The sequence below is a fragment of the Ruegeria sp. BHSB058 genome (assembly GCF_059613285.1).
On record NZ_JBXWSF010000011.1, the window covers coordinates 14511 to 39418 of the forward strand.

The following is a 24908-nucleotide window of genomic DNA, read 5'->3' on the forward strand; positions in this document are numbered from 1 at the left end:
GGGCAAGCCCTAATCGGGCTCGATCAGGTATCGCGGTTCCAGCACAACCACCGTGGGCCGGTCGGGCAAGGAGCGAAGCGACACCTCGATCTCGGACACGCCGTCGCGCCGTATGGCGAACTCGTCTCGAACGCCCGAAAGAAAACGCTCCAGTGAATAGCCCGAGAACCAGTGCATCGGGATTATGACCGAGCTTTTCAAGCGCTTCAGAACCGAAATCATTTCGGGCAAGGGCATGGTCGTACCGCCATCGACGGCAGCCATGACCACGTCCAGTCGGCCAAGAGCGGCGAACTGCGCGTCGCTGGGAACGTGGTGCAAGTGTCCCAGGTGGCCGATACACAGCCCCTCGACCTCGAACACGAAGATCGAGTTACCGCGTTCCTCGACCCCGCCATAGACCGATCGGATATCGGTCGAAACATTCCGGATCAGGATTTCGCCAAGATCCAGGTGGTGTTCGATCCCTTCGCCAAAACGCCCCCAACCCGGCAGAACATACGGGATCGCGGGATCGGGGAATTGTGTCCAATGGGTCTCGTGCGCGTGGTTCATGGTCACGATATCCGGAATCATATCGGCGCCGCCGATGAACCCGGTGAAATCGGTGACCGCATTCAGCCCGCCGCGTGTCTGGATCAGAAACGAGGCATGCGCGATATAGCTGACCCGTACCGAATACTTCGGCACCGGGTCCTGCCAAGCCGCCTTGTGCAGATAATCGATCCCCGGCGCGGCATCGGCAATGGCGATGCAATGGCTCGGCCGCCGTTCCTGTGCCGCCGCGCCCCCCGCGACTACGATCAATGCCAGAAGAACCCGCCACATGAGCGCAAGTGTAGCGCGACTTGGTCCCAAGTCACGCATAGTCTTTCATCTTTTCAAAAATACTCCGGGGTTTGGGTAGCGCCCCAATGACCCGGAAAGAGGTCACCTAGCCCGTATCCGTCTTGCCGCGCCGGTCGGATCTGAGGCTGGCATAAAGCACATGCGTCCGCCACCGCCCGTTGATCTGCAGATAGGATTGCGCCACGCCCTCGTATTTGAAGCCCGAGCTTTCCAGCAACCCGCGAGAGGCCGCGTTTTCCGGCAGGCAGGCCGCCTCGATCCGGCTCAGATCCAGGCGGGTGAAAGCGTAATGCACAACCGCACCGATGGCCTCGCGCATATAGCCTTGCCGGGCAAAGGCCTGCCCAGTCCAGTAGCCCAGCGTTCCCGCCTGCGCCGGGCCGCGCCGGATGTTGTCCAGCGTGACCGCGCCCAGCAGGACGTCATCGGCGCGCCGGAACAGAAACAAAGGGATGGCCGAGCCGTTCGAGATCGAGCGCTGCGCCCAGTAGACCCTGTTGGTAAAGGATTTACGGCTGAGGTGATCGTTGGCCCAGACCGGTTCCCACGGGGTCAGGTAATCCTCCGAGGCGCGCCGCAGCGCTGTCCAGTCTTGATAGTCGGAATGCGCGGGCGGGCGCAGGCTGAGCCGCTCGGTTTCGAGTTTCAGCTTACGCTTGCCCAGCAGCATCACGCCGCGCGCCTCTCCTGCAGGTCCACGAGGGACGGCGCCGTCGACACCGGCCCATAAAGCGCCAGCGCCGCAGGGGCCGTGACCGCCATATCCTCGGCGAACTGGCGCACGTCAGCGGTGGTGACGGCATCGATTTTCTCGACCGTTTCCTCCAGCGACGGCACCCGATCCCAGATCTGCACCAGCCGGGCTAAACGCTCGGCCCGGTTCGAGGGGCTTTCCAGCCCCATCAGCATCCCGGCCTTCATCTGGGCGCGGGCACGGGCGACCTCTTCGGGACTCATGTCTTCGGCTGCGCGCTTCATCTCGTCGATGGTGATACCCGCCAGTTCCGCAACCTGAGTGGCGGAGGTACCGGCATAGATCGTGGTAGTGCCGGTATCGGCGTAAGCTCCGGCCTGCGCAAAGATCGTATAACAGAGGCCGCGCACCTCGCGGATTTCCTGAAACAGCCGCGAGGACATGCCACCGCCCAGTGCCGACGAGTATATCTGCGCGGTATAGATGGCGTCGTCACGATAGCCCGGGCTTTCGAACGCCAGCGCGAAATGGGCCTGTTCCAGAACCTTTTCGTGGCGTGCCTCGCCGCCGATGAACCGGGCAGGCTCGGCGATCAGCCCCTTGCGGGGCTGCAAATGCCCGAACATCTTTTCGGCCAATTTCATCAGCTGATCGTGGTCGACGGCGCCTGCAGCGGACAGGATCATCTGTTCCGGCCCGTAATGTTCCGCCACGAAGGCCGACAGATCCTCGCGCGAAAAGGCGCTGACCCGTTCCGTGGGCCCAAGGATGGTGCGACCCAAAGGCTGGTCGCGATAACTTTCTTCCTGCAACCAGTCAAAGATCACGTCATCGGGCGTATCATGGGCCTGACCGATTTCCTGCAGGATCACACCGCGCTCGACCTCGATCTCGCGCGGGTCGAAGACCGGGTTCATCACGATGTCCCCGATCACGTCCATGGCCAGCGCCACGTCGTCCTTGAGCACGCGGGCGTAGTATGCCGTCACCTCGCGCGAGGTGTAGGCGTTGATGTAGCCACCCACATCCTCGATAGCCTCAGCAATTTCCAGCGCCGAGCGCCGCTCTGTCCCTTTGAATGCCATGTGTTCGAGGAAATGAGCGATGCCGTTCTGCTCGATCCGCTCGTGGCGGCCTCCTGCGGTTACCCAGATGCCAATGGCCGCAGATTGCAGCCCCGGCATGTGTTCACTGACGATACGAAAGCCGTTGGCCAGTTGGTCTTGTCTAACAGTCACGCAGTAATCTGCCCTTTGATATAGTCCTGGATGGCGCCCAGATCGTTGGCGATGCGGGTCACCCGTTCCGACCGTTCATACAGGTCAGACATGCGCGGGGGAAGAGGCGGATGCACGCCGCTTGCCTGTTCCACAGCAGCGGGGAATTTCGCCGGATGTGCGGTGGAAAGGGTGATCATTGGAACATCTGCCGCGCGCGCCTCTTCGGCCACCTTCACGCCGACGGCGGAATGGGGGCAGACCAGTTCGGCGCTACGGGTAAGCGTGGATTTGATCGTGGCCAGCGTTTCCTCTTCGGACACACGGCCCGAATCGAAATTCTCACGCAGCGCTTCCATCGCGCCCTGGCTGATATTGAAGCCACCCTGTTTCAGCTCATCCATCAATTGTGCGATGGCCCCGCCATCTTCGCCATAGGCATAATAGAGCGCGCGTTCGAAATTCGAGCTGACCTGAATGTCCATCGACGGGCTGATCGAAGGGATAGTCTCGCCCTTGAAATACCCCTCACCCGAGAGGCAGCGATGCAGAATGTCGTTCTGGTTGGTCGCCACCACAAGGCGGTCAATCGGCAGCCCCATACGCTTGGCCAGATAGCCAGCGAAGATGTCGCCAAAGTTGCCGGTTGGCACCGTGAAGCTGATCTTGCGATGCGGCGCACCGAGGTTGGTGGCGGCAGAAAAGTAATAGACCACCTGTGCCAATACGCGGGCAAAGTTGATCGAGTTTACGCCAGCCAGCCTGACCCCGTCGCGGAAGTCGAAATCGTTGAACATGTCCTTCACGGAGGCTTGGCAATCGTCGAAATCGCCATCCACCGCCAGCGCATGCACGTTGCTGTCGGCGGGCGTGGTCATCTGGCGGCGCTGTACCTCGGAAACACGGCCATGCGGGAACAGGATGAAAACGTCCACCGCGTCCAGCCCGCGGAACGCCTCGATCGCGGCTGAACCGGTATCCCCACTGGTCGCGCCGACGATGGTCACCCGCTCGCCGCGCTTCTTGAGGGCAACCTGAAACAGCTGACCAATGAGCTGCATGGCGAAATCCTTGAATGCCAAGGTGGGGCCGTGAAACAGCTCGAGCAGGAAATGGTTCTCGTTCAGCTGTTTCAGCGGCGCGCGGGCGGCGTGGCCGAAATCCTGGTAAGCGCGCGCGATGATCCCCTTAAACTCGTCCTCGGCAAATGAGCCGCTGACATAGGGCCACATGACGCGGAATGCGATTTCCTCATAGGGCAGCCCCGCCAGCGACGCGATTTCGGCATAGGTCATCACCGGGATTTCGGCAGGCACGTACAAGCCGCCGTCGCGGGCAAGGCCGGTCAGCATGGCCTCTTCAAACGAGAGTTCGGGCGCCTGCCCGCGGGTCGAGATGTATTTCATGTCGCGTCACTTTCAGAATTGGCACGGCTGCGCCATAGGAAGTATCCGGTCATCGCGGCCCAGACCAGAGCCAGGCCAAACCAGGTTATTGCATATTGCAGGTGATCGTTTGGTATTCCCGCCGTGTCCACCGGCAACGGAGTCACATTCGGATCGGTTTGCGAACGGGCGATCAGCAGAACCGGCTCCGCACCCAGTGCAGCCGCAAGCGCGGGCACATCGCGGGCGAACCAGATATTGGCGTCGATATCAGGTGCGGGCGTGTAACTGTCAATTTCGTCCGGCCAGTGCAAATTGCCTGTCACCTGCATCTGGCCGTTCCGACGCCCGGCCTGTTTGGCCGTGGTCGGGATGAACCCCCGGTCAATCAAAATGGTCCGGCCGCTGGAGCTGAACGGCTGAATGATGCGATACCCCGCACCAACCTGTTTGAGCGACACAAGAACGTGGATTTCCGCAGGCTCCATCTCGCCCGACACCGTCACCGGCAGGTATTTGTCCTGATCCGCCGAAATCTGCGGTGGCAGGGAAACCGGCGTGGCCGAGATCCGATCTTCGATCTCTGCCAGAACGACCTGCTTCCACGCCAGGCGCTGTACCTGCCAGAAGCCCAGCGACAGCAGCACGCCCAAACCGGCGAGGCCGAAGATCAGCAGGAACAGAATACGGCGCATGTCAGGACCAAACTTCATTTCAGGAACCGGCGTCTTGTTAAGGGGCGCGCGGGCTGAATTGCAACCACGCAATTGTATGGAGAGCAATCTTGCGACCCACATAGAGAAAAAGCCGCCCCTTGGGGCGGCTTTTGCAATTGATCAGCCTGACCGGCCTTACATCAGCGGGGCCTGACCCCAGATGTAGACGGCAAAGAACAGGAACAACCAGACGACATCAACGAAGTGCCAGTACCAGGCCGCCGCCTCGAATCCGATGTGTTTTTCGGGCGTGAAATCCCCGCGCATCGCACGCAGCAGGCAGACAGTCAGGAAAATGGTGCCGATGATCACGTGCGCGCCGTGGAAACCGGTGGCCATGAAGAAGTTCGAATAGAACTGGTCGCCGCCGAATTCCCAGCCTTCATGCTTGAGCAGTTCGGCGTATTCGTAACCCTGCAGGAAGGTAAAGGCGATACCAAACACGATGCCGATCGCCAGACCCTGCACCAACGCCTTGCGATCATTGTTATGCACCAGCGCGTGGTGCGCCCAGGTTACCGCACAGCCCGAAAGCAGCAGAACAAGCGTGTTGATCAGCGGCAGGTGGAACGGGTCGACCGCATGGATGCTTGGCGCGACATATTCGGTGCCCACATAATCCTGCATCGGGTACATACGGTGTTTGAAGAAAGACCAGAACCAGGCAAAGAAGAACATCACCTCGGAAGTGATGAACAGGATGAAGCCATAGCGTAGGCCGATCCGCACCACGGGCGTATGATCGCCGGCGCGGCTTTCGGCCACCACATCCGACCACCAGCCGAACATGGTGTAGAGAACGGCCAGAAGACCGGCCCAGAACATATAGGCGGTGATGCCGTGCATCCACAATACGGCCCCGACCAGCATGACGAAACCGCCCGCTGCGCCGATCAGCGGCCAGATCGACGGGCTCAGAATGTGGTAGTCGTGATTTTTAGCGTGTGCCATCAGCGTCCCTCACCTACAGGCATTAGTTCGTTGTTGTTTCCGCCTGCGCGTCGAGGGCTGCGTACCCCTCGGGCAGGTCGATTTCGTAGAATGTATACGACAGAGTGATCGTATGCACGTATTGCCCTTCCGGATCGTTGACGATTTCCGGATCGACATAGAAGGTCACGGGCATCTCCACCCGTTCCCCCGGTTGCAGCACCTGTTCGTCAAAGCAGAAACAGGCGATTTTCTGGAAGTAGCCACCTGCCGAATAGGGGGCCACGTTATATGAGGCCTGCCCGGCGACAGGTTTGTCGGTCGGGTTGTAGGCCTCGTAAAAGACTAGCCCGGTTTCGCCGATACGAAGCGTCATCTCGCGTTCGACCGGTTTGAATTCCCACGGCATGCCGCGTTCCTTCGAGGCATCGAAGCGCACGGTGACAGTTTTGTCGATCACTGTGTCCGAGCTTTGCTCGGCCACGCCAGTGGTTCCGCCAAAGCCGGTGACCCGGCAGAACCAGTTGTAAAACGGCACCGACGCCCAGGCGAGTGCGCCCATGACGACGACGACGCCGACCAGTTGCAGAACCGTTTTCTGGGGTCCCCGAATCGCCATCAGTTCTGCACCTCTGCGCGCGGCGGTTCATAGTCGCCCCGGCTGACCTTTACCACGGTCAGGCCAAAGATGATGACGATCAAAGCCGCCAGCGTCAGGGCCACGCCCAGATTGCGGCCAAAGCGGCGATTGTGCAGTTCGTGTGTCTTACGCAGGCTCATCCCCAGCCCCCCAACCCATAGGGCTTCAGCAGCGCCTCGGCCAGAATCGCGCCGAAATGCAGGAAGAGATAGAGCAGCGATAGCTTGAAGAAACCCCGTTCGGCCTTGAAATTATCGGCCTCTGACGCGTGTTCGTCCCGGCGCGAGATTTTCCAGGCACCGCGCAGGAACAGGGCATTCATGACCAACGCCACCGCCAGATAGACGGGGCCGCCAATGTCAGAAAAGGCCGTGCCGACGGCCAGCAGCGCCAGCAGGGCAGTGTAAACCAGAATGTGAACTCGGGTGGCGCGACGGCCGTGAGTCACGGTCAGCATCGGCACCCCGGCGTCGTCATAATCCGAACGCATGAACAGGGCCAGCGCCCAGAAATGCGGCGGTGTCCACATGAAGGTCAAAGCGAACATCAGCCAGGGTTCGACCGACATAGTGCCGGTAGCCGCGATCCAGCCGATGACGGGCGGGAATGCACCCGCAGCGCCGCCAATCACAATGTTCTGCGGCGTCGAACGCTTGAGCCACATCGTGTAGATGACGACGTAGAAAAAGATGGTGAACGCCAGAAAGGCCCCTGCCAGGATGTTGGTTGCCAGACCCAGCATTACAACGGCGAATCCCGACAGCGTCAGGCCAAAGGCGAGCGCTTCGCCCTCCTGAATCTTGCCGGCGGGGATCGGACGTTTCTTGGTGCGCTTCATCACGCGGTCAATATCGGCGTCCCACCACATGTTCAGCGCTCCGGACGCGCCGCCGCCGATGGCGATGAACAGGATGGCGCAGAATCCCACAAACGGATGCACCGGCACGGGCGCAGCCAGCAAGCCGACCAGAGCCGTGAACACGACAAGAGACATTACGCGCGGCTTCAACAGGGCGAAATAATCGCCAAAGCTGGCCTCGTCCTCGCGGACTGTGCTGGCATTGATGCTTGCGTCGCTCATTTCCGGTCCTTTGGGGGCGAAAGGTGCGCGGAGACCACGCACCCTGCATCATCCTAAATCGGGCGGGTGTCCCCGCCACACCTTACGTCAGTTCGAGGCAACCTGATAGGATTGCGGAATACCCGCGAATTCTTCCTTGGCTTCGGTCAGCCAGCGGTCATATTCCTCTTCGCTCACGACCTTGACCGTGATCGGCATATAGGCGTGGTCCTTGCCGCAAAGTTCGGAGCACTGGCCGAAATAGACGCCTTCCTTGTCCGCCTTGAACCACAGCTGCGCCAGACGGCCCGGTACCGCGTCCTGCTTCACGCCAAAAGAAGGGATGGTCCACGAGTGGATCACGTCAGCACCGGTGACGTCCATCACGACAACCTTGCCGACCGGCACGACGACGGCATTGTCGGTGGCCAGCAGGTATTCATCCTGATTGTATCCATTCTCGGCCAATGCTTCCTTGCCCAGAAGGAAGCTTTCAAAGCCGAAGCCTTCGTCGGTGTATTCATAGCCCCAGTACCACTGGTAGCCGGTGACCTTGATATTGATTTCGCCCTGCGGGATTTCCTGCTGTTTGAACAGCACCGGCAGCGAGAACGATCCGATCAGAACCAGGATCATGATCGGGCCGACCGTCCAGGCGATCTCGACCGGGGTATAGTGCGAAAACTTTGCCGGTGTCGGGTTGGCGCGTTTGTTGAAGCGTACAAAGCTGTACAGCATCAGAAAGCCGACCAGAATACAGATCAATGTGATGATGACCAGAATCAGGCCGTCGAGCGATTGCAGATCGCGGGCGAGTTCCGTCGCGGCCGGCTGAAAGCCCAGTCCGCCGGGGGTCGGTTTACCGATGGTTTCAAGCTCCTGAGCCATGGCGGGCAGGCTGGAAAGGGCGGCGATAAGCCCCGAAAGCGTCAAAGCATTCTTCATTTTCTGTCCTGATCGTTTGATCTTTGCGTCCCTGACAGGGAGGTATGAATCAGGTCGCACCTCTCCCGTTGTCTTTGACCGCGTTAAAAACCATATTCCGGAGACTAGATAAAGCAAAATGCTTGCGTCAAACGGACGCTATTTTTGATCTGGATCAAATCGGAAAGGTTCCGGCCCATGCCCAATGACCCGTTTCGCCCCTTCGAGACCGCGATTCCGCTGGATGAAGCACTGGCGATTTTGCAATCTGCGGCCCTTGGGGCGGATGATGGAGAGCTCTTCGTGGAACGGCGGAAATCCGAGGCGCTGGTGTTTGACGACGGTCGATTGCGGAGCGCGTCCTATGACGCCTCGGAAGGCTTCGGGCTGAGGGCGGTCAAGGGTGAGGTCGCGGGATACGCCCATTCGACCGATGTCTCGATCCCGGCACTGAAACGAGCGGCCGAAACCGCGCGTCTGGCGGTGGGTGCGGGTGGCGGTGTGCTGGCCCAGCCACCGATCGCGACGAACAAGCGGCTTTATAGCGATACCGACCCGATCGAATCGGCAAGTTTTCCGGTCAAGATCGAAACTCTTCGGGACATCGACGCTTTTGCCCGCGATCTGGATTCGCGCGTGGTTCAGGTCAGTGCGGCGCTGGCGGCCTCGATACAGGAAGTGGAGATCTTGCGCCCCGATGGCGTGCATGTGCGAGACGTGCGACCGATGACGCGCTTGAACGTATCGGTAATCGTGGAAAAGGACGGGCGACGCGAAAGCGGCTCTGCCGGGGGCGGCGGGCGTGTAGGTTTGGGCGGGCTGATCGACCCGGCGGACTGGCAGGAAAAGGTGCGCGAGGCGCTGCGCATCGCGCTGGTCAATCTTGAAGCTGTGCCCGCCCCTGCGGGCGTGATGGAAGTGGCGCTGGGGCATGGTTGGCCGGGCATCCTGTTGCACGAAGCCATCGGGCACGGGCTGGAGGGTGATTTCAACCGCAAGGGAAGTTCCGCCTTTGCCGGGCTGATGGGACAGCGGATCGCCTCGAAAGGAGTGACGGTTCTGGATGACGGCACGATCCCCGATCGGCGCGGCTCGATCACCGTGGATGACGAGGGAACCCCGAGTTCACGCACGGTTCTGATCGAGGATGGCATCCTGACAGGCTATATGCAGGATCGTCAGAATGCGCGTCTGATGGGCACCGTATCAACGGGTAATGGTCGGCGACAAAGCTATGCCCACAGCCCGATGCCGCGCATGACCAACACCATCATGCTGGGCGGCGACGCCGATCCGGCAGAACTTGTGGCCGAGATCAAGGACGGTATCTGGGCCGTCGGTTTCGGCGGTGGACAGGTAGACATCACCAACGGCAAGTTCGTGTTCTCCTGCACCGAGGCATACCGGGTGCAGAACGGCAAGATCGGTGCGCCGGTCAAGGGCGCCACATTGATTGGCGACGGGCCTTCGGCGCTGAAGAAGATACGCGGCCTGGGCAACGACATGGAACTGGACCCCGGAATGGGAAATTGCGGCAAGGATGGCCAGTGGGTGCCAGTTGGCGTCGGCCAGCCGACGGTGTTGATGGACGGGTTGACAGTGGGCGGTTCGGCTGCCTGAGGCAGAATCGGACCGGGTTCAGGGTTAATGGCGGGCGGGCTTGATTCGGAGCGCACCAGCGTCGCCCCGCAGGTTTCTGAACGCTGTGGCAATTTGCCAAATCGCTATATTTCAACGCATTGCGGCCCGCTGAGGATAAGAAATCGTGTGAATTGGAATAAATTCTACGCGATTCACCGCCTGTTAAGACCCCGTTGCGTAAACCAGTTTTGCAAACAGGCGGAGCGACGGATGACCGAGAAGCAGCATTCTTCCAATCACCCCCCACTCCCACCCACCACGGAAGAAGACCGGTTTTCGTGGCTCCGTCTTTTGCGCTCGCGCCGGGTCGGGCCGACAACATTTCGGCGCCTGTTGAACGAACATGGATCAGCGCAGAACGCGCTGGCTGCGCTGCCTGAAGTGGCGCGCGCAGCCGGGGTCGAGGGCTATGAAATCTGCCCTCCCGGCGTGATCGAGGCCGAACTCAAGGCCGCAAAAGCCGTGCGCGCACGGCTTTTGTGCCTGGGCGATGCCGCCTATCCCGCATCCTTGACGGATATTCAGGATGCGCCCCCGGTTCTGTGGACGTTGGGCAATGCGGATTTGTTGCGTCGACCCATGATCGCACTGGTCGGGGCCCGCAACTGTTCTTCGCTTGGCACGCGCATGGCGCGCGCACTTGCACACGATCTGGGTGCCGAAGGGTACGTAGTTGTGTCTGGCCTAGCACGTGGCATCGATGCGGCCGCCCATCTGGCGACTTTGGAGACAGGCACGGTCGCGGTTCTGGCTGGCGGTGTCGATGTCGTCTATCCGGCAGAGAATGCGCATCTTGCGATGGATATTGCCCAAAAGGGCCTGCGACTGTCGGAGCAACCCTTGCGCACTACGCCACAAGCGCGGCATTTCCCGCGGCGCAACCGGATCATTTCGGGTCTGGCTCAGGCCGTTGTGGTGGTCGAGGCGGCCGCCAAGTCGGGCAGCCTGATCACCGCGCGCGACGCGCTGGATCAGGGTCGCGAGGTGCTTGCAGTTCCCGGCCATCCGCTGGATGCCCGTGCAGCCGGCTGCAATTTGTTGATCCGGGATGGCGCGCAACTTGTACGCAACGCACAAGACGTGATCGAGGCGCTGCCCAGAGAGAAAGACAACCTGCCGGAATCACCGGCCAGAGACCTTCTGGATGCTCTGCCCCCTGCACCGCCCCAAAAACGCAGCCTTCGGGAAACCGCAAAATTGCATCTTCAGATTCTTGACCGGCTTGGCCCTTCGCCCCTTGCCGAAGACCAGTTGATCCGCGACCTATCCGCCAGTGCGGGCGATGTCGGCCCGGCACTGGTTGATCTGGAACTGGATGGCCGGATACAACGACAACCCGGCGGATTGTTGTCTCGTATCGGCTGAAGGTGCAGTGCCCTACTTTTGTTGTTTCGCAGCCCGTTTGCGGGCTTGCTTTCGCGTTTCAAACCGGCAGGAAATCAGGCTTCAAAGGAACGGATTGACATTCGGCCCTTGCACTCCACATCTTGCACCGCCATAGAAAGCGCCGCATCCGATATACGAGGTTTTCATTTAAATGCCTGTAGTTGTTGTAGAATCCCCAGCCAAGGCCAAAACAATCAATAAGTATCTTGGCCCCAACTACACGGTTTTGGCCTCTTACGGGCACGTTCGCGACCTTCCACCCAAGGATGGATCGGTAGATCCGGACCATGATTTTTCCATGACCTGGGAAGTTGGCGTCGACAGCCGCAAGCATGTCAAGGCGATCGCAGACGCGCTCAAGGATGACAATGCCCTGATCCTTGCCACTGACCCCGATCGCGAGGGCGAGGCTATCAGTTGGCATCTGCAAGAGGCGCTGACCAAGCGGCGCTCGATCAAAAAGGATACGGCGGTCAGCCGGGTTACCTTCAACGCCATCACCAAGGACGCGGTAACCCAGGCGATGCAAAACCCGCGCCAAGTCGACATGCCCCTGGTCGAAGCCTATCTGGCGCGGCGCGCGCTGGATTATCTGGTTGGGTTCAACCTGTCACCGGTTCTTTGGCGCAAACTGCCTGGTGCAAAGTCGGCGGGCCGGGTGCAATCAGTCTGCCTGCGCCTGATCGTCGAGCGCGAGATGGAGATCGAAGCGTTCAAGCCGGTCGAATACTGGTCGGTCAAGGCGCTGTTCGAAACGCCGCGCGGTCAGATTTACGAGGCGCGTTTGGTCACGCTGGCAGGCAAGAAGCTGGACAAGCACGACATTGCCAATGCCACGCAGGCGGAACTGGCGGTGCAGGCCGTCACCAGCCGCGCCCTGACCGTGAATGCGGTCGAGGCCAAGCCTACCGCACGTAACCCCAGCGCACCTTTCATGACCTCGACGCTGCAGCAGGAGGCAAGCCGCAAATTCGGCATGGGCGCGCGTCACGCGATGCAGGTGGCGCAGCGGTTGTATGAGGCCGGCTACATTACCTATATGCGGACCGACGGCATCGACATGGCGCCCGAAGCGGTGGCGGCAACACGCGACACCATCGCGGACCGGTACGGTGCTGAATATGTGTCGGACAACCCGCGCATCTACAAGAACAAAGCCAAGAACGCCCAGGAAGCACACGAATGTATCCGCCCGACGGATATGAACCGCGACGCCAAGGCGCTGAAGGTCACGGATGAGGATCAGCGCAAGCTGTATGACCTGATCTGGAAACGCACCATTGCCTGCCAGATGGCAGCGGCGCGACTGGAGCGGACGACGGTCGAGATCGGCTCGGACGACGGCCAGGTCGGGTTGCGGGCCACCGGCCAGGTCGTTCTGTTCGACGGATTCATGCGCGTTTATGAAGAGGGCCGCGACGATGTGGCTGACGAGGATGACAAACGCCTGCCCCAGATCATGCGGGGCGACAAGGCCGTCTTTGCCCGCGAGTCTCTGTCCGATCAGTTCGTCAAGGCGACCGGCGAGACGCAGGTGACCGAAGGCGCAAAGGTCGCCAAAGAGGCGATCCTGTCCGAAAACGAAGCGGTTCTGGCGCTGCAACACCACACCCAACCTCCGCCGCGCTATACCGAGGCGACCTTGGTCAAGAGGATGGAAGAGCTGGGCATCGGGCGTCCGTCGACCTATGCCTCGATCGTGACCACGATTCAGGACCGTGAATATGTGCGCAAGGACAAGAACCGACTGATCCCCGAGGAAAAGGGGCGGATCGTCACCATCTTCCTGCTGAACTTCTTCCGCCAGTATGTTGGATACGAGTTCACCGCGAATCTGGAAGAGCAACTGGATGATGTCAGCGCCGGTGATCGTGACTACAAGGATCTGCTGGGCAAGTTCTGGCGCGATTTCTCGGCAGCGATTGGCGAAACATCCGAATTGCGCATCTCGGAAGTGCTGGACAAGCTGGACGAGGCATTGGCGCCACAGCTTTACCCCCCGCGTGAGGATGGGTCCGACCCGCGTATCTGCCCGAAATGCGGTCTGGGGCAATTGCACCTTAAAACCTCGCGCACTGGCGGGTTCGTGGGCTGCGGCAACTATCCGGAGTGTACCTATACACGGCCCATCGCCGGTGAAGGCGCAGAAGGCGACGAACAATTGCTGGGCGAGGACGCCGGGGATGAGATCTGGCTGAAATCCGGTCGCTTTGGGCCGTATGTTCAGCGAGGCGAACCCACGCCCGAGAACAAGAAGCCTCCGCGCGCATCGCTTCCACGCGGCTGGAGCAAGGATGACATGGATCTGGACAAGGCGCTGACGCTTCTGTCCCTGCCCCGCCAGATCGGTGAGCACCCCGAAGGCGGCATGATCACCTCGAACTTCGGGCGTTTCGGCCCCTATCTGATGCATCAACTGGCCGATGAAGCCAAGCCAGTCTACGCCAACCTGAAAGACCCCAACGACGTGTTCGAGATCGGGATGAACCGCGCGGTGGAGTTGCTGGCCGAAAAGCGCGCCAATCCCGCAGGGCGCGGCAGGACCGCCGCCAAGCCGCTGAAGGAGTTGGGCGAACATCCTGACGGTGGCCCGATCAACGTGATGGAAGGCCGCTATGGCCCCTACGTGAAATGGGAGAAGGTGAACGCAACCCTGCCCAAGGGTACGGAACCTGCCGATGTGACGCTGGAGATGGCCGTGAAACTGGTGGCCGAAAAAGCGGCCAAGAAGAGTGGCAAAAAGAAAGCGCCGACCAAGAAAAAGGTGGCAAAGAATCCCAGTTCCAAGTGAAAGTCGCAGGCCCGGTTTTCATGCCGGGCCGCGTCATTACGTATAAATACCTTTCCCCCATGCATTCATTGACTTCCCCGTGACGCGACGGCACAACCTGCGGCATCACCAAGTCATTGGGGGGAGTTTTCCATGAAAAAAGTCTATGCCAATGCCGCCGAGGCGCTGGACGGTTTGCTGCATGACGGGATGTTCATCGCGGCGGGCGGTTTCGGCCTATGCGGCATTCCCGAGCTGCTGCTGGACGCGATCAAAGAATCCGGCGTCAAGGATCTGACCTTTGCTTCGAACAACGCAGGCGTTGACGATTTCGGTATCGGCATCCTGCTGCAGACCCGACAGGTGAAAAAGATGATCAGCTCGTATGTAGGCGAAAACGCCGAATTCATGCGTCAGTACCTGAGCGGTGAGCTGGAGCTTGAATTCAATCCCCAAGGCACCTTGGCGGAACGCATGCGCGCCGGCGGCGCGGGCATCCCAGGCTTTTACACAAAGACCGGCGTCGGCACGGTGATTGCCGACGGCAAGGAGCACAAGGATTTCAACGGCGAGACCTATATTCTGGAAAACGGCATCTTTGCCGATCTCGCCATTGTCAAGGCGTGGAAGGCCGACGACACCGGCAACCTGATCTTTCGCAAGACGGCGCGCAACTTCAATGTGCCTGCCGCGACCTGTGGAAAGATCTGCGTGGCCGAGGTCGAGGAAATCGTCCCACGCGGCGAGCTGGACCCCGATTGCATCCATCTGCCCGGCATCTATGTGCACCGCATCATTCAGGGGCAGCACGAAAAGCGCATCGAACAACGCACCACCCGCAAGAAGGAGGACGCATAATGCCCTGGGACCGCAATCAGATGGCCGCCCGCGCGGCGGAAGAGCTGGAAGACGGCATGTATGTGAACCTCGGCATCGGGATTCCGACGCTGGTGGCGAACTATGTGGGAGACAAGGATATCACCCTGCAATCGGAAAACGGCATGCTGGGCATGGGCCCCTTCCCTTACGAGGGCGAAGAGGACCCCGACCTAATCAACGCGGGCAAGCAGACGATCACCGAACTGGCCCGCACCGCCTATTTCGACAGCGCCACCTCGTTCGCGATGATCCGGGGCGGCAAGATTGCTGCCGCGATTCTGGGCGCAATGGAAGTCGATGAGAAAGGCGATCTTGCGAACTGGATGATCCCCGGCAAGCTGGTCAAGGGCATGGGCGGCGCCATGGATCTGGTCGCGGGCGTCGGTCGGGTCATCGTGGTGATGGATCACACCAACAAGCATGGCGACAGCAAAGTGCTCAAGGAATGCACCCTGCCACTGACCGGTAAGGGCGTGGTGGACCGGATCATAACCAACCTCGGCGTTCTGGACGTGGTCGAAGGCGGGTTGAAGATCGTCGAGCTGGCCGATGGTGTCTCGGATGAAGAGATGCGCGCCGCCACCGAGGCGACAATCGTCAACTGACCGGATAGGAAAATCGAAAAGGCCCGCCAGGTTTCGGCGGGCCTTTTTCATTGCATGGCGGCAAAGACGCAGCCGTCCGAGATAAGTTCGGGCGGCGTCGAACAAAGACCGCGCGCGATCTGGAATGCCGCCAGCACCTTGGGAACATAGTCTCGTGTTTCGGCGTAAGGCGGCACGCCCTGGTGTTTGCGCACCGCGCCTTCGCCCGCGTTATACCCGGCCAGCACCAGAATCGGGTCGTTGCCGAACTCGTTCATCAGCCAGTTCAAATATTTCACCCCGCCGGCGATGTTCTGACCCGGCACAAGACTGTCGCTGACCCCGAACCGCTTGGCCGTCGCGGGCATAAGCTGCATCAGCCCCTGCGCCCCCGCTGAACTGACCGCATCGGCGCGACCGGCGGATTCGACCGATATCACCGCCAGAACAAGTGCGGGTGAGACATTGGTACCGACGGTCGAGCGCAGGATATCGATGCCGCGCTCTCTTGCTATGTCCTGCAGCGCCTGCAGGCGCGGCCCGCCGACGCCAATGCTGGTGAGCGCGCGAAACGCCTCGTCCAACCGCCCTGCCCCCGCCTTGGCGAGGTCCGGAGAAACCTTTTCCCAAAACCGGTTGTAGCGCCCCGCCTTGCTGGGCGGTTTCACGTCGGGTGCTGGTTCGGCCCGTGCGATGACGGTGGGAATATCCAATGTCCCGCCTGTGCTTTTGGCAAAGGGACGCGCGGCATGTTCTTCGGGTGTGATCTGCACGGTCACCTTGGGCCGCGATCCGGGGAGCGGCGCCTTTATTCTTTTCAGCGCGCCACCTGCGGCGGGCTCGTTTGCATGCCCCGTAACAGCGCCAAAGGCCAGAATCGCTAACGCGCCGGCGCATACTCTTGCTTTCCGGAGGTTCATCTGCCTGCCTCATGTATTGTTTTTCTGAGTTTTGTCGCCGAATCCTGCCGTCAAAGCCAGAATTTCGCAACGAATTGGGGCGGTTTTGCCCAAATTGATACCAAATTGCATCGCACCTCAGGGACTCAACCAGTTGGCGACATATTTTTTATATTTACTTTCAATGCCTTATGAGAAAAATGATCGAAAAGTTAACCTCTGGGCGAAAATTTCGCGATTTGGCCCAATTCCTGCCACGGGCCAAGGGCAAAACTATTCCCATACCGCGACGGACATGAACCGATGAGAGGTGGTTCTAAGACGACGCCGAGGTAGTTTTAGTTTGATCCTTAGGAGGGACATGACATGATCAAGTTCATCAAGAACTTCCGCAAAGACGAAGACGGCGCCGTAACCGTTGACTGGGTTGTGCTGACCGCAGCCGTGGTTGCTTTGGCCGCAATCGCATACAACCAGATCTCCGCAGGCACCAGCACCATCGCCGGCAACATCAGCACCGCGCTGTCCAGCGTTTCGGTCAATACCGGTGGTATCAGCGGTGGCGGCACCACGCCGTAAGCTGAATTCAGTCTGACTTAGAAATTCAAGGCCGCGCCTCGTCAGCCAAGGTGCGGCCTTTTTCAGTCAAGCAAGAGGTGGCATCATGTTTGCCGTTCTCGAGAAATTCAAATCCTCCGAAGATGGAGCCGTAACTGTCGACTGGGTTGTCCTAACAGCCGCAGTTGTAGGCCTGGCCGCCATTGCCTATTCCGCGGTGACCGGACCCACCGGAACCGTTGGTGAAAGAATTGGCGGTGCGCTCTCATCTATCAGCGTAACCACGGGCGGTATCAGCGGTGGTGGCGCCACAAATCCATAAGCCGAAACTTTCAAATTCCCATGTCGCGAGACTGCGTCCCGGATACGAAGACAATTACTATTAGCGTAGCGAGAGGGCATCGTGTTCACAAAGCTTACTGAATTCGTTTCCGGCGAAGACGGAGCCGTGACAGTCGACTGGGTCGTTTTGACTGCTGCCGTTGTCGCGCTGGCGGCCATCGCCTTTTCCGCAGTCACCGGACCGACGGGTACAGTGGGTGAAAAAATTGGCCAGGCGCTTTCTGACGAACAAGTCAGCACCGGCCTAAATCCGATCCAATAAAAACAAGCGATCTGCACGTCAGACCGGCTAATTCCGAATTCGGGACAAATTGCAATCCCACAGATTTTGTCCCTGTTTTCGACACAATTACCATTTACCGTTCTTCAATAGCAGCAGGGGTGTGCTGACACTGCATTCCCGAATAAGCGAATAAGAGGTGCAGATATGAGGGTCGTCTTCGGGCTTGTCCTTATCGTTGGTGTGGCGCTGGCCGGTGGCGCAGTCATGTTGGCCAAGAATTATATCACAGCATACCAGGCTGAATTGGCTAAAGAACGGCAGGCGCGCGCACTGATTGTTCCCACTGTGGATGTCATCGTTGCAAACAAGGCGCTGAAGTATGGACAGCAATTGAACAAAGACGACGTTCGTATCGTCAAGTGGCCGGAAAATGCCATTCCCGAGGGCACCTTTACTGATCCCGCCTCTCTGTTCCCAACTGACGAATCCGACAATCGCTATGTTTTGCGCGCGATGGAAAAGGACGAGGCCATCATGGCCGTAAAAGTGACCAATCCCGGCGAGGATGCAGGGCTGACATCGCAACTTTCCAGGGGAATGCGCGCTTTTGCGATTCGCGTGGACGTGGCTTCGGGCGTGTCGGGGTTTCTGCGACCGGGTGACAACGTGGACGTTTACTGGACCGGACGAAACGTCGATTCGGTAGAAGGCGGGCGCGGTGAAATAACCCGACTGATCCAAGCCAACATCCAGGTCATCGCCGTCGACCAAACCGCCGGGAAGGATCTGACCGGGGCGACGATTGCACGTACCGTCACGGTCGCCGCGACACCTGAACAGATCGCTTCGCTTGCACAGGCCCAGAATACCGGCAGCATGTCCCTGGCACTGGTTGGCGCTGGCGACGAGACGGTAACGGCGTCGGTCGAGGTCAATCAGCGAACTCTTCTGGGACTTGGTGAAATCGAGGCAGCACCGGAAGTCGTTCAAGAAGAAGTCTGCACGGTTCGAAACCGGCGCGGCGCCGAGATTGTCGTCATAGAGATTCCCTGCACAAACTGACAGAATTTCAAAAAGTTAACAGATGGAGGCCGCGCAGTTGCGCGGCCTTCGCGTTTTGGTTGTTGCCGATTCCCCACATAAAGAAAACTCCGGAAACCATTGATTATTGCAATAAAACCGGAACTCACGCACAGTAACTGAAAAGCATGGGCATAAGACCCGAAACGAGGCGTGATCGGAAAGGCAGGTCACATGAAAATTAGTTCCTGGATCAAACCGGCCCTGCTGGGGCTGGCAATAGTTTTGGCCCCCGTCGGTACATCCGCGTGGGCGCAAGACCTACGCGTAGTCAAGAACGGCACAGCGGAAACGCTGGACGTTCCGATGAACCGCGCAATCGTAGTTGAAAGCGAAGAGCCATTCGCCGAGCTCAGCATCGCGAATGCTGGCATTGCGGATATTTCGTCACTGTCGGACCGCACTATATATGTGCTCGGCAAATCGCCCGGCTTGACAACCCTGTCGCTGTTCGATGGCGGTGGTAACCTGATCACGAACGTCAAGGTTCGGGTTGCACCGGATGTCACCGAGTTCAAAGAGCGTCTGCAGCAGATCCTGCCCGGAGAGCGGATCGAGGTGCGCACGGCCAATGACGGTATAGTCCTGTCCGGCACGATTTCAAGCTCGGCCAAGCTGGCCCGTGCGCTTGAGTTGGCGGAACGTTACGCCCCGGAACGGGTTTCCAACCTGATGAGCGTGGGTGGCGTACAGCAGGTGATGCTGAAAGTCCGCTTTGCCGAGATGCAACGTTCGGTGTCAAAGGCACTGGGAGCTTCCTGGGGTGTTGGCGGAACCGACGTCACTGCAGGTACCGGCACACTTAACACGGCTGGTGCTTTGAACCTCGCTCTGGGTAATCTGACCGGTGGGGTAAACCAAATTCCCATATCGCAGACTAACAGCGGAGCCTTCCTTTTCGGCTTTGGCGCGGGATCGACCCAGGTCCGCCTGCTGATCGAAGCACTGGAACAGAAAGGTGCCGTGCGCACGCTGGCAGAACCGAATCTTTCGGCGCTGTCGGGGCAAGAGGCCAACTTCCTTGCGGGTGGCGAGTATCCGATCCCGGTTCAGCAGGAAGAGGGCGTGACAACGATCGAATACAGACCGTTTGGCGTCGAGATGAAGTTTGTTCCGCGCGTCGTGGATGGCGACCTGATCAACCTCGAGATGGTGGCCGGTGTCTCGGCACTGGATCCGAACAACTCGATCACGATCAGCGGCTTCAACATCCAGTCTTTCATCAAGCGCGAAACCGCAACCACTGTGGAGCTGCGTGACGGTGAAAGCTTTGCAATTGCCGGCCTGATTTCTGATGATTTCCAGGACAGCAACACGCAATTGCCCTGGCTTGGCGATGTGCCTGTGCTTGGCGCACTGTTCCGCAGCACCAGTTATCAGCGGAACCAGACCGAGCTGGTCATCATCGTGACCGCACATCTGGTGTCGCCGACGATTGGTGAGGCGCTGACCCTGCCAACCGACCGTGTCAAACCGCCGAGCGAGGCCGACCTGTTCCTGAACGGTCTTACCACGCGCACCGAGCGCCCCGGTAGTGGCGCGGCTTCGGAGGTCGCCAAGCAGGATTTCACCGGCTCTTACGGCTACGTTCTGGATTGATTGGAAGGATGGGACCAATGCAAAACAAGGTACTCACCCTGGGTCTGATGCTGGCCGTCGCAGCCTGCGGACGCGAAGCGGGGTATGATGTCGACACCGGCACATTCGGAAACGCGACACTTAACAACGTTCAGGTCATGAACGGCGAACGCAGCTATGGTCAGATCCTGGCCGAGCGGTTTGCGCAAGAAGTGCCGAATCAGATCAACTTTGCCTTTGACAGCGCCCAACTGGACGCAACAGCGCAGCAAATCCTGCTGCAACAGGCAGATTGGATCAAACAGTTCCCCGAAGTTCGCTTCCGGGTCTACGGTCACACTGATCTGGTTGGATCGCCCTCTTACAACAACAGCCTGGGCCTGCGTCGTGCGCAAGCTGCCGTCAATTTCTTTGCGCGGCAGGGCATCTCGCGCTCACGTCTTGAGGCCGTTGTTTCTTATGGCGAAACTCAGCCGCTCGTGCAGACAACGGATCGTGACCGCCGCAACCGTCGCACGGTAACTGAAGTATCCGGGTTCGTCAGTCGGCACGCAAACGTTCTGGACGGCAAATACGCCAGGATCGTGTACCGTGAATACATCAGCAGCGCTGTACCGCCGTCCCCGCTGCGCACTGGTAGCTATACCGGTGCCATTGAGGCGGGACAATAATTGGCATTGGGCGACATAGTCGCCCAATTCCCTACAATTAATTCGTTTCGGCCCCAATCTCGCCCAACTTCACAGCAATCTTGTCATCAATATGTGATCTGCGGGCGGATTCGACCGCAATCGGGCGATCTCAGGCCAGACTAGGCGCAATGCTGATCCTCTGACCTGCGCTCACGCAACAAAGGATCTTATTGATGAGCAGCGATTCGCCGCATTCCGAGGAAAACACGCTCCGGGCCTGCACCGTCAGCCGCGATGTTCAGAATTTCGATCTGCTTATCGAAGACATGGAAGTGGTAATGGGCGAAAGCTGGGGCGATCTTGGCTTTTCCGAAGCCTTTGCCTTTCTCGAACAACCCGAGGCCGAAACGCTTGAATTCATTGCGCTCGCAATTGACGGCGACGACGAAAACGACCTTGACCGGTTGAGCGAGATCATCGTTCTGGCCAAGTCGCGCAGCATCAAGGTCATCCTGATCGCCGAAGATGTAACACCGGCTGCTCTTCACAAGCTTTTGCGGCAAGGCGCCGACGAGTTTGTCCCCTACCCCCTGCCCGAAAACGAACTCCAGGAGGCGATAACCAGAATCAGAAAGCCCGAGCCCAAGCTCGTGGCGCAAGGTTCATCGCCGCAACTGGACGCTCAAGACTCGAAAGAAGGCGCTCTTCTGGTTGTTCACGGTCTGGCGGGCGGTGTCGGTGCGACTACGCTGGCAGTTAATCTGGCCTGGGAGTTGGCCAACGTATCCAAAAAAGATGCGCCGAGCGTATGTCTTCTGGATCTCGATCTGCAATTTGGCACTGTCTCGACCTATCTCGACCTTCCCCGTCGTGAAGCGGTGTTCGAGATGCTTTCCGACACTGCGTCAATGGATGAAGACGCCTTTGGTCAGGCGCTTCAGACCTATGAAGACAAGCTACAGGTCCTGACCGCTCCTGCTGATCTGGTTCCGCTCGACATCATCACGCAGGAAGACGTTCAGCGTGTCATCAACATTGCGCGCGCACATTTTGACTATGTGGTCGTGGATATGCCGACCACCCTGGTCCACTGGTCGGAAACTGTCTTGCAGGCCGCGCACGTCTATTTTGCATTGATCGAGCTGGACATGCGGTCGGCGCAGAACGCTTTGCGCCTGAAACGCGCCCTGCAATCCGAGGATCTGCCATTCAACAAACTGCGATTTGCCTTGAACCGCGCCCCGAAATTCACGGATCTGACCGGCAAAAGCCGTGTCAAACGTATGGGCGAAAGCCTGGGCATCTCCATCGACCTGCAATTGCCTGACGGTGGCAAGCCGGTCATGCAGGGCGGCGATCATGGGCTGCCGCTCGCCTCATCAGCGGCGAAGAATCCGCTGCGCAAGGAAATCTCGAAACTGGCCGAATCGTTGCATGCCCTGGGCAGCAACGACGCAGAAGCCGCCTGATAGCAACCTGAGGGGGATCCGCTGTGTTTTCCAGGTACAAAAAGCAACCGGGAGCTGTGCCGGTCAGTGCGAAAGAGCAAAACCCCAATACATCAACCGAAACCCAAAAGTCCGAGGCTGCGCCAAAGGCATCGATGCGGAAACCCGTTCAATTGCGCCCGGCGGTCGCCGGGAGCTCTGATCGGGATCGAAAGCGCAAGGAACGGTTGGGTGAGCTCAAGATTGAGCTTCACCGCGAGTTGCTGGAAAACCTGAACCTTGCCGCGCTTGAACGCGCCTCGGAAGCAGAACTGCGAACCGAAATCAGCTCGATTGCCAGCGAAATCCTGGAACAACAGAGCGTCGTTCTCAATCGCGAGGACCGGGCGCAACTGAACAAGGAACTGTATGACGAAGTCAAAGGGCTTGGCCCACTCGAGACGCTTTTGCAGGATGATTCAATCAGCGATATTCTGGTGAACGGCCCACAGCAAGTTTTTGTCGAACGGTTCGGCAAGCTTGAGTTGAGCGACATCTCGTTCAAAGACGAAAAACACCTGATGCGGATTATCGACAAAATCGTGTCCGCCGTGGGTCGTCGCGTCGATGAATCTAACCCTTATGTTGACGCCCGTCTTGCCGATGGTTCGCGTTTCAATGCGATGGTCCCGCCAATTGCGGTTGACGGGTCGCTGGTTTCCATCCGGAAATTCAAGAAAGACAAGCTGAACATCGACGATCTAGTGACTTTCGGTGCTTTTACCGAAGAAATGGCGGCCTATCTGCAGGCAGCGGTCGCCACCCGTCTGAACGTGATCGTATCGGGTGGTACAGGTTCGGGTAAAACCACCACCCTCAATGCGCTCTCCAGCTTCATCGACAATTCTGAACGTATCCTGACTATCGAGGACACGGCGGAACTTCAGCTGCAGCAGACCCATGTGGGCCGAATGGAAAGCCGCCCGCCCAACGTCGAAGGCAAAGGTGAGGTCAGCCCGCGGGACTGCCTGAAAAACGCCCTGCGTATGCGTCCCGACCGAATTATCGTCGGTGAAACGCGCGGCGCCGAGGTGATCGACATGTTGCAGGCCATGAACACCGGTCACGACGGTTCGATGACGACAATCCATGCCAACTCTGCCCGTGATGCGGTTTCGCGTTTGGAAAACATGATCGCCATGGCAGGAATCGAGATGCCGATCAAGGCGGTTCGCAGCCAAATCGCCTCAGCCGTGAACCTGATCGTACAGGCCAGCCGTTTGCAGGACGGCTCGCGCCGGATGACGTCGATCACAGAAATTACCGGTATGGAAGGCGATGTGATCTCGATGCAGGAGATTTTCCGCTTTCAGCGTGTCGGGTTAACGCCCGAGAACAAGATTATCGGACATTTCACGGCAACGGGCGTGCGCAGTCACTTTTCCGAGCGGTTCCGCCTTTGGGGCTTTGATCTGCCGCCGTCCATCTACGACCCAACCACGATGTGAGGATCACGCCATGCAACTCAGCCTGGAGCCGTTCATTTATGGCGCCATATTCATAGGCGTCCTGTTTTTGGTTGAAGGTCTGTACTTGGTGGCCTTTGGCAAGTCGATCAGTCAGAACAGCCGCGTGAACCGCCGGTTGGAGATGCTCGACAAGGGGCAAGGGCGCGAACAGGTACTTGAGCAGCTGCGCAAGGAAATGCAGCAGCACATGAAGACCAAGTCCATTCCGCTCTATTCCCTTTTGTCCGAGAAGGCGCAGAAAGCTGCAATCGCGTTCACGCCCACGCAGCTGATCATGATCATGGTCTTTGTGTCGGCATTCGCTTTTGTAGCACTCAGCGTCGGGACCAACACTGAAACACCGGTTCGCGCCGCCATATCGGTCGTCTTCGGAGTGGGTGGGGTCTACTTGTGGGTCAACCACAAGGCCAAGAAACGTATGAACCTCATCGAAGAGCAACTGCCCGACGCGGTTGAGCTGATGGTTCGGTCGCTGCGCGTGGGCCACCCCTTTGTATCGGCCATCCAGATCGTCGCAAAAGAGGTCGGCGACCCGATCGCCACCGAGTTCGGCATCATCGCGGATGAAAGCGCATATGGCCGCGACGTTGGCGAAGCCCTCAAGGAAATGGCACAGCGCCTCGACATGCAGGATCTCCGCTTTCTTGCCGTCGCTGTCTCAATTCAGCAGCAATCCGGCGGTAACCTAGCCGAAATTCTTGCTGGTCTGGCAAAAGTAATCCGCGCGCGGTTCCGCCTGTTTCGGCGGGTCAAGGCGATCACAGCCGAAGCGCAATGGTCCGGCAAGTTCTTGTCGGCGTTTCCGTTGTTCTGTCTGATGTTCATCATGGTAAAGGACCCGCACTACTATGACGTGGTTCTCGATCACCCTTGGTTCATTCCGGCATGTTTCTTCGTCGGTATCATGCTGACGCTCAACCTGTTCGTTATGCGCGCGCTGACGAACATCAAAGTGTAAGGGGGCC

25 protein-coding genes are annotated in these 24908 nt (G+C 58.9%); 14 read left to right on the forward strand and 11 right to left on the reverse strand.

Features of this window, described 5'->3' with window-relative positions; translation table 11 throughout:
* Window positions 1–9 precede the first annotated feature (9 nt).
* The 10 genes from AC2FNB_RS04605 to coxB form a co-directional block, all read right to left on the reverse strand.
* A complete protein-coding gene (locus AC2FNB_RS04605; RefSeq protein WP_496744838.1) occupies window positions 10–828 on the reverse strand; it encodes an MBL fold metallo-hydrolase in 819 nt (272 codons plus the stop codon).
* 106 nt (window positions 829–934) lie between these two features.
* Window positions 935–1519 carry a GNAT family N-acetyltransferase gene (locus tag AC2FNB_RS04610; RefSeq protein WP_496744768.1) on the reverse strand — a complete coding sequence of 195 codons (585 nt, stop codon included), beginning with the start codon at window positions 1517–1519 and terminating at the stop codon, window positions 935–937.
* Window positions 1519–2781: a M16 family metallopeptidase gene (locus AC2FNB_RS04615; protein WP_496744770.1), complete on the reverse strand. Its 1263-nt coding sequence runs from the start codon at window positions 2779–2781 to the stop codon at window positions 1519–1521. The genes AC2FNB_RS04610 and AC2FNB_RS04615 overlap by 1 nt, the downstream gene beginning before the upstream one ends.
* Window positions 2778–4166 (reverse strand): threonine synthase, encoded by a 1389-nt coding sequence (gene thrC, locus AC2FNB_RS04620; RefSeq protein WP_496744772.1) that lies wholly within the window; start codon window positions 4164–4166, stop codon window positions 2778–2780. The genes AC2FNB_RS04615 and thrC overlap by 4 nt, the downstream gene beginning before the upstream one ends.
* The gene (locus AC2FNB_RS04625) at window positions 4163–4840 is read right to left on the reverse strand and encodes an SURF1 family protein (RefSeq protein WP_496744840.1); all 678 of its coding nucleotides are present in this window, start codon (window positions 4838–4840) and stop codon (window positions 4163–4165) included. The genes thrC and AC2FNB_RS04625 overlap by 4 nt, the downstream gene beginning before the upstream one ends.
* Before the next feature lie 156 nt (window positions 4841–4996).
* On the reverse strand, window positions 4997–5812 hold the full coding sequence (locus AC2FNB_RS04630; protein WP_480747739.1) for a cytochrome c oxidase subunit 3: 816 nt from the start codon (window positions 5810–5812) through the stop codon (window positions 4997–4999).
* Window positions 5813–5834: 22 nt separating this feature from the next.
* Entirely contained in the window at window positions 5835–6410 is a 576-nt protein-coding gene (locus tag AC2FNB_RS04635) for a cytochrome c oxidase assembly protein (protein WP_496744775.1), read from the reverse strand.
* The gene (locus AC2FNB_RS04640) at window positions 6410–6571 is read right to left on the reverse strand and encodes a cytochrome c oxidase system small membrane protein (protein ID WP_480747741.1); all 162 of its coding nucleotides are present in this window, start codon (window positions 6569–6571) and stop codon (window positions 6410–6412) included. The genes AC2FNB_RS04635 and AC2FNB_RS04640 overlap by 1 nt, the downstream gene beginning before the upstream one ends.
* Window positions 6568–7512: a heme o synthase gene (gene cyoE, locus AC2FNB_RS04645; protein ID WP_496744777.1), complete on the reverse strand. Its 945-nt coding sequence runs from the start codon at window positions 7510–7512 to the stop codon at window positions 6568–6570. The genes AC2FNB_RS04640 and cyoE overlap by 4 nt, the downstream gene beginning before the upstream one ends.
* A gap of 87 nt (window positions 7513–7599) precedes the next feature.
* Window positions 7600–8436 carry a cytochrome c oxidase subunit II gene (coxB, locus tag AC2FNB_RS04650; protein ID WP_480747743.1) on the reverse strand — a complete coding sequence of 279 codons (837 nt, stop codon included), beginning with the start codon at window positions 8434–8436 and terminating at the stop codon, window positions 7600–7602.
* 177 nt (window positions 8437–8613) lie between these two features.
* Between coxB and tldD the strand changes: the two genes are divergently transcribed.
* From tldD to AC2FNB_RS04675, 5 genes are all read left to right on the forward strand, one after another.
* Window positions 8614–10035: a metalloprotease TldD gene (gene tldD, locus AC2FNB_RS04655; RefSeq protein ID WP_496744779.1), complete on the forward strand. Its 1422-nt coding sequence runs from the start codon at window positions 8614–8616 to the stop codon at window positions 10033–10035.
* Window positions 10036–10266: 231 nt separating this feature from the next.
* Window positions 10267–11421: a DNA-processing protein DprA gene (gene dprA, locus AC2FNB_RS04660; RefSeq protein ID WP_496744781.1), complete on the forward strand. Its 1155-nt coding sequence runs from the start codon at window positions 10267–10269 to the stop codon at window positions 11419–11421.
* A 172-nt stretch (window positions 11422–11593) separates the two neighbouring features.
* Window positions 11594–14233, forward strand: a complete 2640-nt coding sequence (gene topA, locus AC2FNB_RS04665) for a type I DNA topoisomerase (protein WP_496744783.1) — start codon at window positions 11594–11596, stop codon at window positions 14231–14233.
* Between the two features lie 132 nt (window positions 14234–14365).
* The gene (locus tag AC2FNB_RS04670) at window positions 14366–15070 is read left to right on the forward strand and encodes a CoA transferase subunit A (protein ID WP_480747747.1); all 705 of its coding nucleotides are present in this window, start codon (window positions 14366–14368) and stop codon (window positions 15068–15070) included.
* Window positions 15070–15696, forward strand: a complete 627-nt coding sequence (locus AC2FNB_RS04675; protein WP_496744785.1) for a CoA transferase subunit B — start codon at window positions 15070–15072, stop codon at window positions 15694–15696. Before AC2FNB_RS04670 ends, AC2FNB_RS04675 begins: the two co-directional genes overlap by 1 nt.
* A gap of 47 nt (window positions 15697–15743) precedes the next feature.
* Here the strand turns inward: AC2FNB_RS04675 and AC2FNB_RS04680 are convergent, their stop codons facing one another.
* Window positions 15744–16595, reverse strand: a complete 852-nt coding sequence (locus AC2FNB_RS04680) for a lytic transglycosylase domain-containing protein (protein ID WP_496744787.1) — start codon at window positions 16593–16595, stop codon at window positions 15744–15746.
* Window positions 16596–16940: 345 nt separating this feature from the next.
* Between AC2FNB_RS04680 and AC2FNB_RS04685 the strand changes: the two genes are divergently transcribed.
* The 9 genes from AC2FNB_RS04685 (at window position 16941) to AC2FNB_RS04725 (ending at window position 24901) form a co-directional block, all read left to right on the forward strand.
* Window positions 16941–17153, forward strand: a complete 213-nt coding sequence (locus AC2FNB_RS04685) for a hypothetical protein (RefSeq protein WP_496744789.1) — start codon at window positions 16941–16943, stop codon at window positions 17151–17153.
* Between the two features lie 85 nt (window positions 17154–17238).
* Entirely contained in the window at window positions 17239–17454 is a 216-nt protein-coding gene (locus tag AC2FNB_RS04690; RefSeq protein ID WP_496744790.1) for a hypothetical protein, read from the forward strand.
* Between the two features lie 81 nt (window positions 17455–17535).
* The gene (locus AC2FNB_RS04695) at window positions 17536–17736 is read left to right on the forward strand and encodes a hypothetical protein (protein ID WP_496744792.1); all 201 of its coding nucleotides are present in this window, start codon (window positions 17536–17538) and stop codon (window positions 17734–17736) included.
* A 165-nt stretch (window positions 17737–17901) separates the two neighbouring features.
* Window positions 17902–18759: a Flp pilus assembly protein CpaB gene (cpaB, locus tag AC2FNB_RS04700; RefSeq protein ID WP_496744794.1), complete on the forward strand. Its 858-nt coding sequence runs from the start codon at window positions 17902–17904 to the stop codon at window positions 18757–18759.
* 192 nt (window positions 18760–18951) lie between these two features.
* Window positions 18952–20376 (forward strand): type II and III secretion system protein family protein, encoded by a 1425-nt coding sequence (locus tag AC2FNB_RS04705; RefSeq protein WP_496744795.1) that lies wholly within the window; start codon window positions 18952–18954, stop codon window positions 20374–20376.
* Between the two features lie 17 nt (window positions 20377–20393).
* Window positions 20394–21026 carry an OmpA family protein gene (locus AC2FNB_RS04710; RefSeq protein ID WP_480747755.1) on the forward strand — a complete coding sequence of 211 codons (633 nt, stop codon included), beginning with the start codon at window positions 20394–20396 and terminating at the stop codon, window positions 21024–21026.
* Window positions 21027–21220: 194 nt separating this feature from the next.
* Entirely contained in the window at window positions 21221–22456 is a 1236-nt protein-coding gene (locus tag AC2FNB_RS04715; RefSeq protein ID WP_480747756.1) for a CpaE/TadZ family protein, read from the forward strand.
* A gap of 23 nt (window positions 22457–22479) precedes the next feature.
* Window positions 22480–23922 (forward strand): TadA family conjugal transfer-associated ATPase, encoded by a 1443-nt coding sequence (locus AC2FNB_RS04720; RefSeq protein ID WP_480747757.1) that lies wholly within the window; start codon window positions 22480–22482, stop codon window positions 23920–23922.
* A 10-nt stretch (window positions 23923–23932) separates the two neighbouring features.
* Window positions 23933–24901, forward strand: a complete 969-nt coding sequence (locus tag AC2FNB_RS04725; protein WP_480747758.1) for a type II secretion system F family protein — start codon at window positions 23933–23935, stop codon at window positions 24899–24901.
* Window positions 24902–24908: the final 7 nt, after the last annotated feature.

Excerpts from the sequence above, each read along its gene's own strand:
- AC2FNB_RS04640 (WP_480747741.1), bottom strand. The coding sequence starts at position 6,571 with ATGAGCCTGCGTAAGACACACGAACTGCACAATCGCCGCTTTGGCCGC.
- AC2FNB_RS04630 (WP_480747739.1), bottom strand. The coding sequence starts at position 5,812 with ATGGCACACGCTAAAAATCACGACTACCACATTCTGAGCCCGTCGATC.
- AC2FNB_RS04675 (WP_496744785.1), top strand. The coding sequence starts at position 15,070 with ATGCCCTGGGACCGCAATCAGATGGCCGCCCGCGCGGCGGAAGAGCTG.
- AC2FNB_RS04680 (WP_496744787.1), bottom strand. The coding sequence starts at position 16,595 with ATGAACCTCCGGAAAGCAAGAGTATGCGCCGGCGCGTTAGCGATTCTG.
- AC2FNB_RS04690 (WP_496744790.1), top strand. The coding sequence starts at position 17,239 with ATGTTTGCCGTTCTCGAGAAATTCAAATCCTCCGAAGATGGAGCCGTA.
- AC2FNB_RS04715 (WP_480747756.1), top strand. The coding sequence starts at position 21,221 with ATGAGCAGCGATTCGCCGCATTCCGAGGAAAACACGCTCCGGGCCTGC.
- topA (WP_496744783.1), top strand. The coding sequence starts at position 11,594 with ATGCCTGTAGTTGTTGTAGAATCCCCAGCCAAGGCCAAAACAATCAAT.
- AC2FNB_RS04685 (WP_496744789.1), top strand. The coding sequence starts at position 16,941 with ATGATCAAGTTCATCAAGAACTTCCGCAAAGACGAAGACGGCGCCGTA.
- thrC (WP_496744772.1), bottom strand. The coding sequence starts at position 4,166 with ATGAAATACATCTCGACCCGCGGGCAGGCGCCCGAACTCTCGTTTGAA.
- AC2FNB_RS04705 (WP_496744795.1), top strand. The coding sequence starts at position 18,952 with ATGAAAATTAGTTCCTGGATCAAACCGGCCCTGCTGGGGCTGGCAATA.
- AC2FNB_RS04710 (WP_480747755.1), top strand. The coding sequence starts at position 20,394 with ATGCAAAACAAGGTACTCACCCTGGGTCTGATGCTGGCCGTCGCAGCC.
- tldD (WP_496744779.1), top strand. The coding sequence starts at position 8,614 with ATGCCCAATGACCCGTTTCGCCCCTTCGAGACCGCGATTCCGCTGGAT.
- AC2FNB_RS04635 (WP_496744775.1), bottom strand. The coding sequence starts at position 6,410 with ATGGCGATTCGGGGACCCCAGAAAACGGTTCTGCAACTGGTCGGCGTC.
- AC2FNB_RS04605 (WP_496744838.1), bottom strand. The coding sequence starts at position 828 with ATGTGGCGGGTTCTTCTGGCATTGATCGTAGTCGCGGGGGGCGCGGCG.
- cyoE (WP_496744777.1), bottom strand. The coding sequence starts at position 7,512 with ATGAGCGACGCAAGCATCAATGCCAGCACAGTCCGCGAGGACGAGGCC.
- AC2FNB_RS04610 (WP_496744768.1), bottom strand. The coding sequence starts at position 1,519 with ATGCTGCTGGGCAAGCGTAAGCTGAAACTCGAAACCGAGCGGCTCAGC.
- AC2FNB_RS04725 (WP_480747758.1), top strand. The coding sequence starts at position 23,933 with ATGCAACTCAGCCTGGAGCCGTTCATTTATGGCGCCATATTCATAGGC.
- cpaB (WP_496744794.1), top strand. The coding sequence starts at position 17,902 with ATGAGGGTCGTCTTCGGGCTTGTCCTTATCGTTGGTGTGGCGCTGGCC.
- AC2FNB_RS04625 (WP_496744840.1), bottom strand. The coding sequence starts at position 4,840 with ATGCGCCGTATTCTGTTCCTGCTGATCTTCGGCCTCGCCGGTTTGGGC.
- coxB (WP_480747743.1), bottom strand. The coding sequence starts at position 8,436 with ATGAAGAATGCTTTGACGCTTTCGGGGCTTATCGCCGCCCTTTCCAGC.
- AC2FNB_RS04670 (WP_480747747.1), top strand. The coding sequence starts at position 14,366 with ATGAAAAAAGTCTATGCCAATGCCGCCGAGGCGCTGGACGGTTTGCTG.
- dprA (WP_496744781.1), top strand. The coding sequence starts at position 10,267 with ATGACCGAGAAGCAGCATTCTTCCAATCACCCCCCACTCCCACCCACC.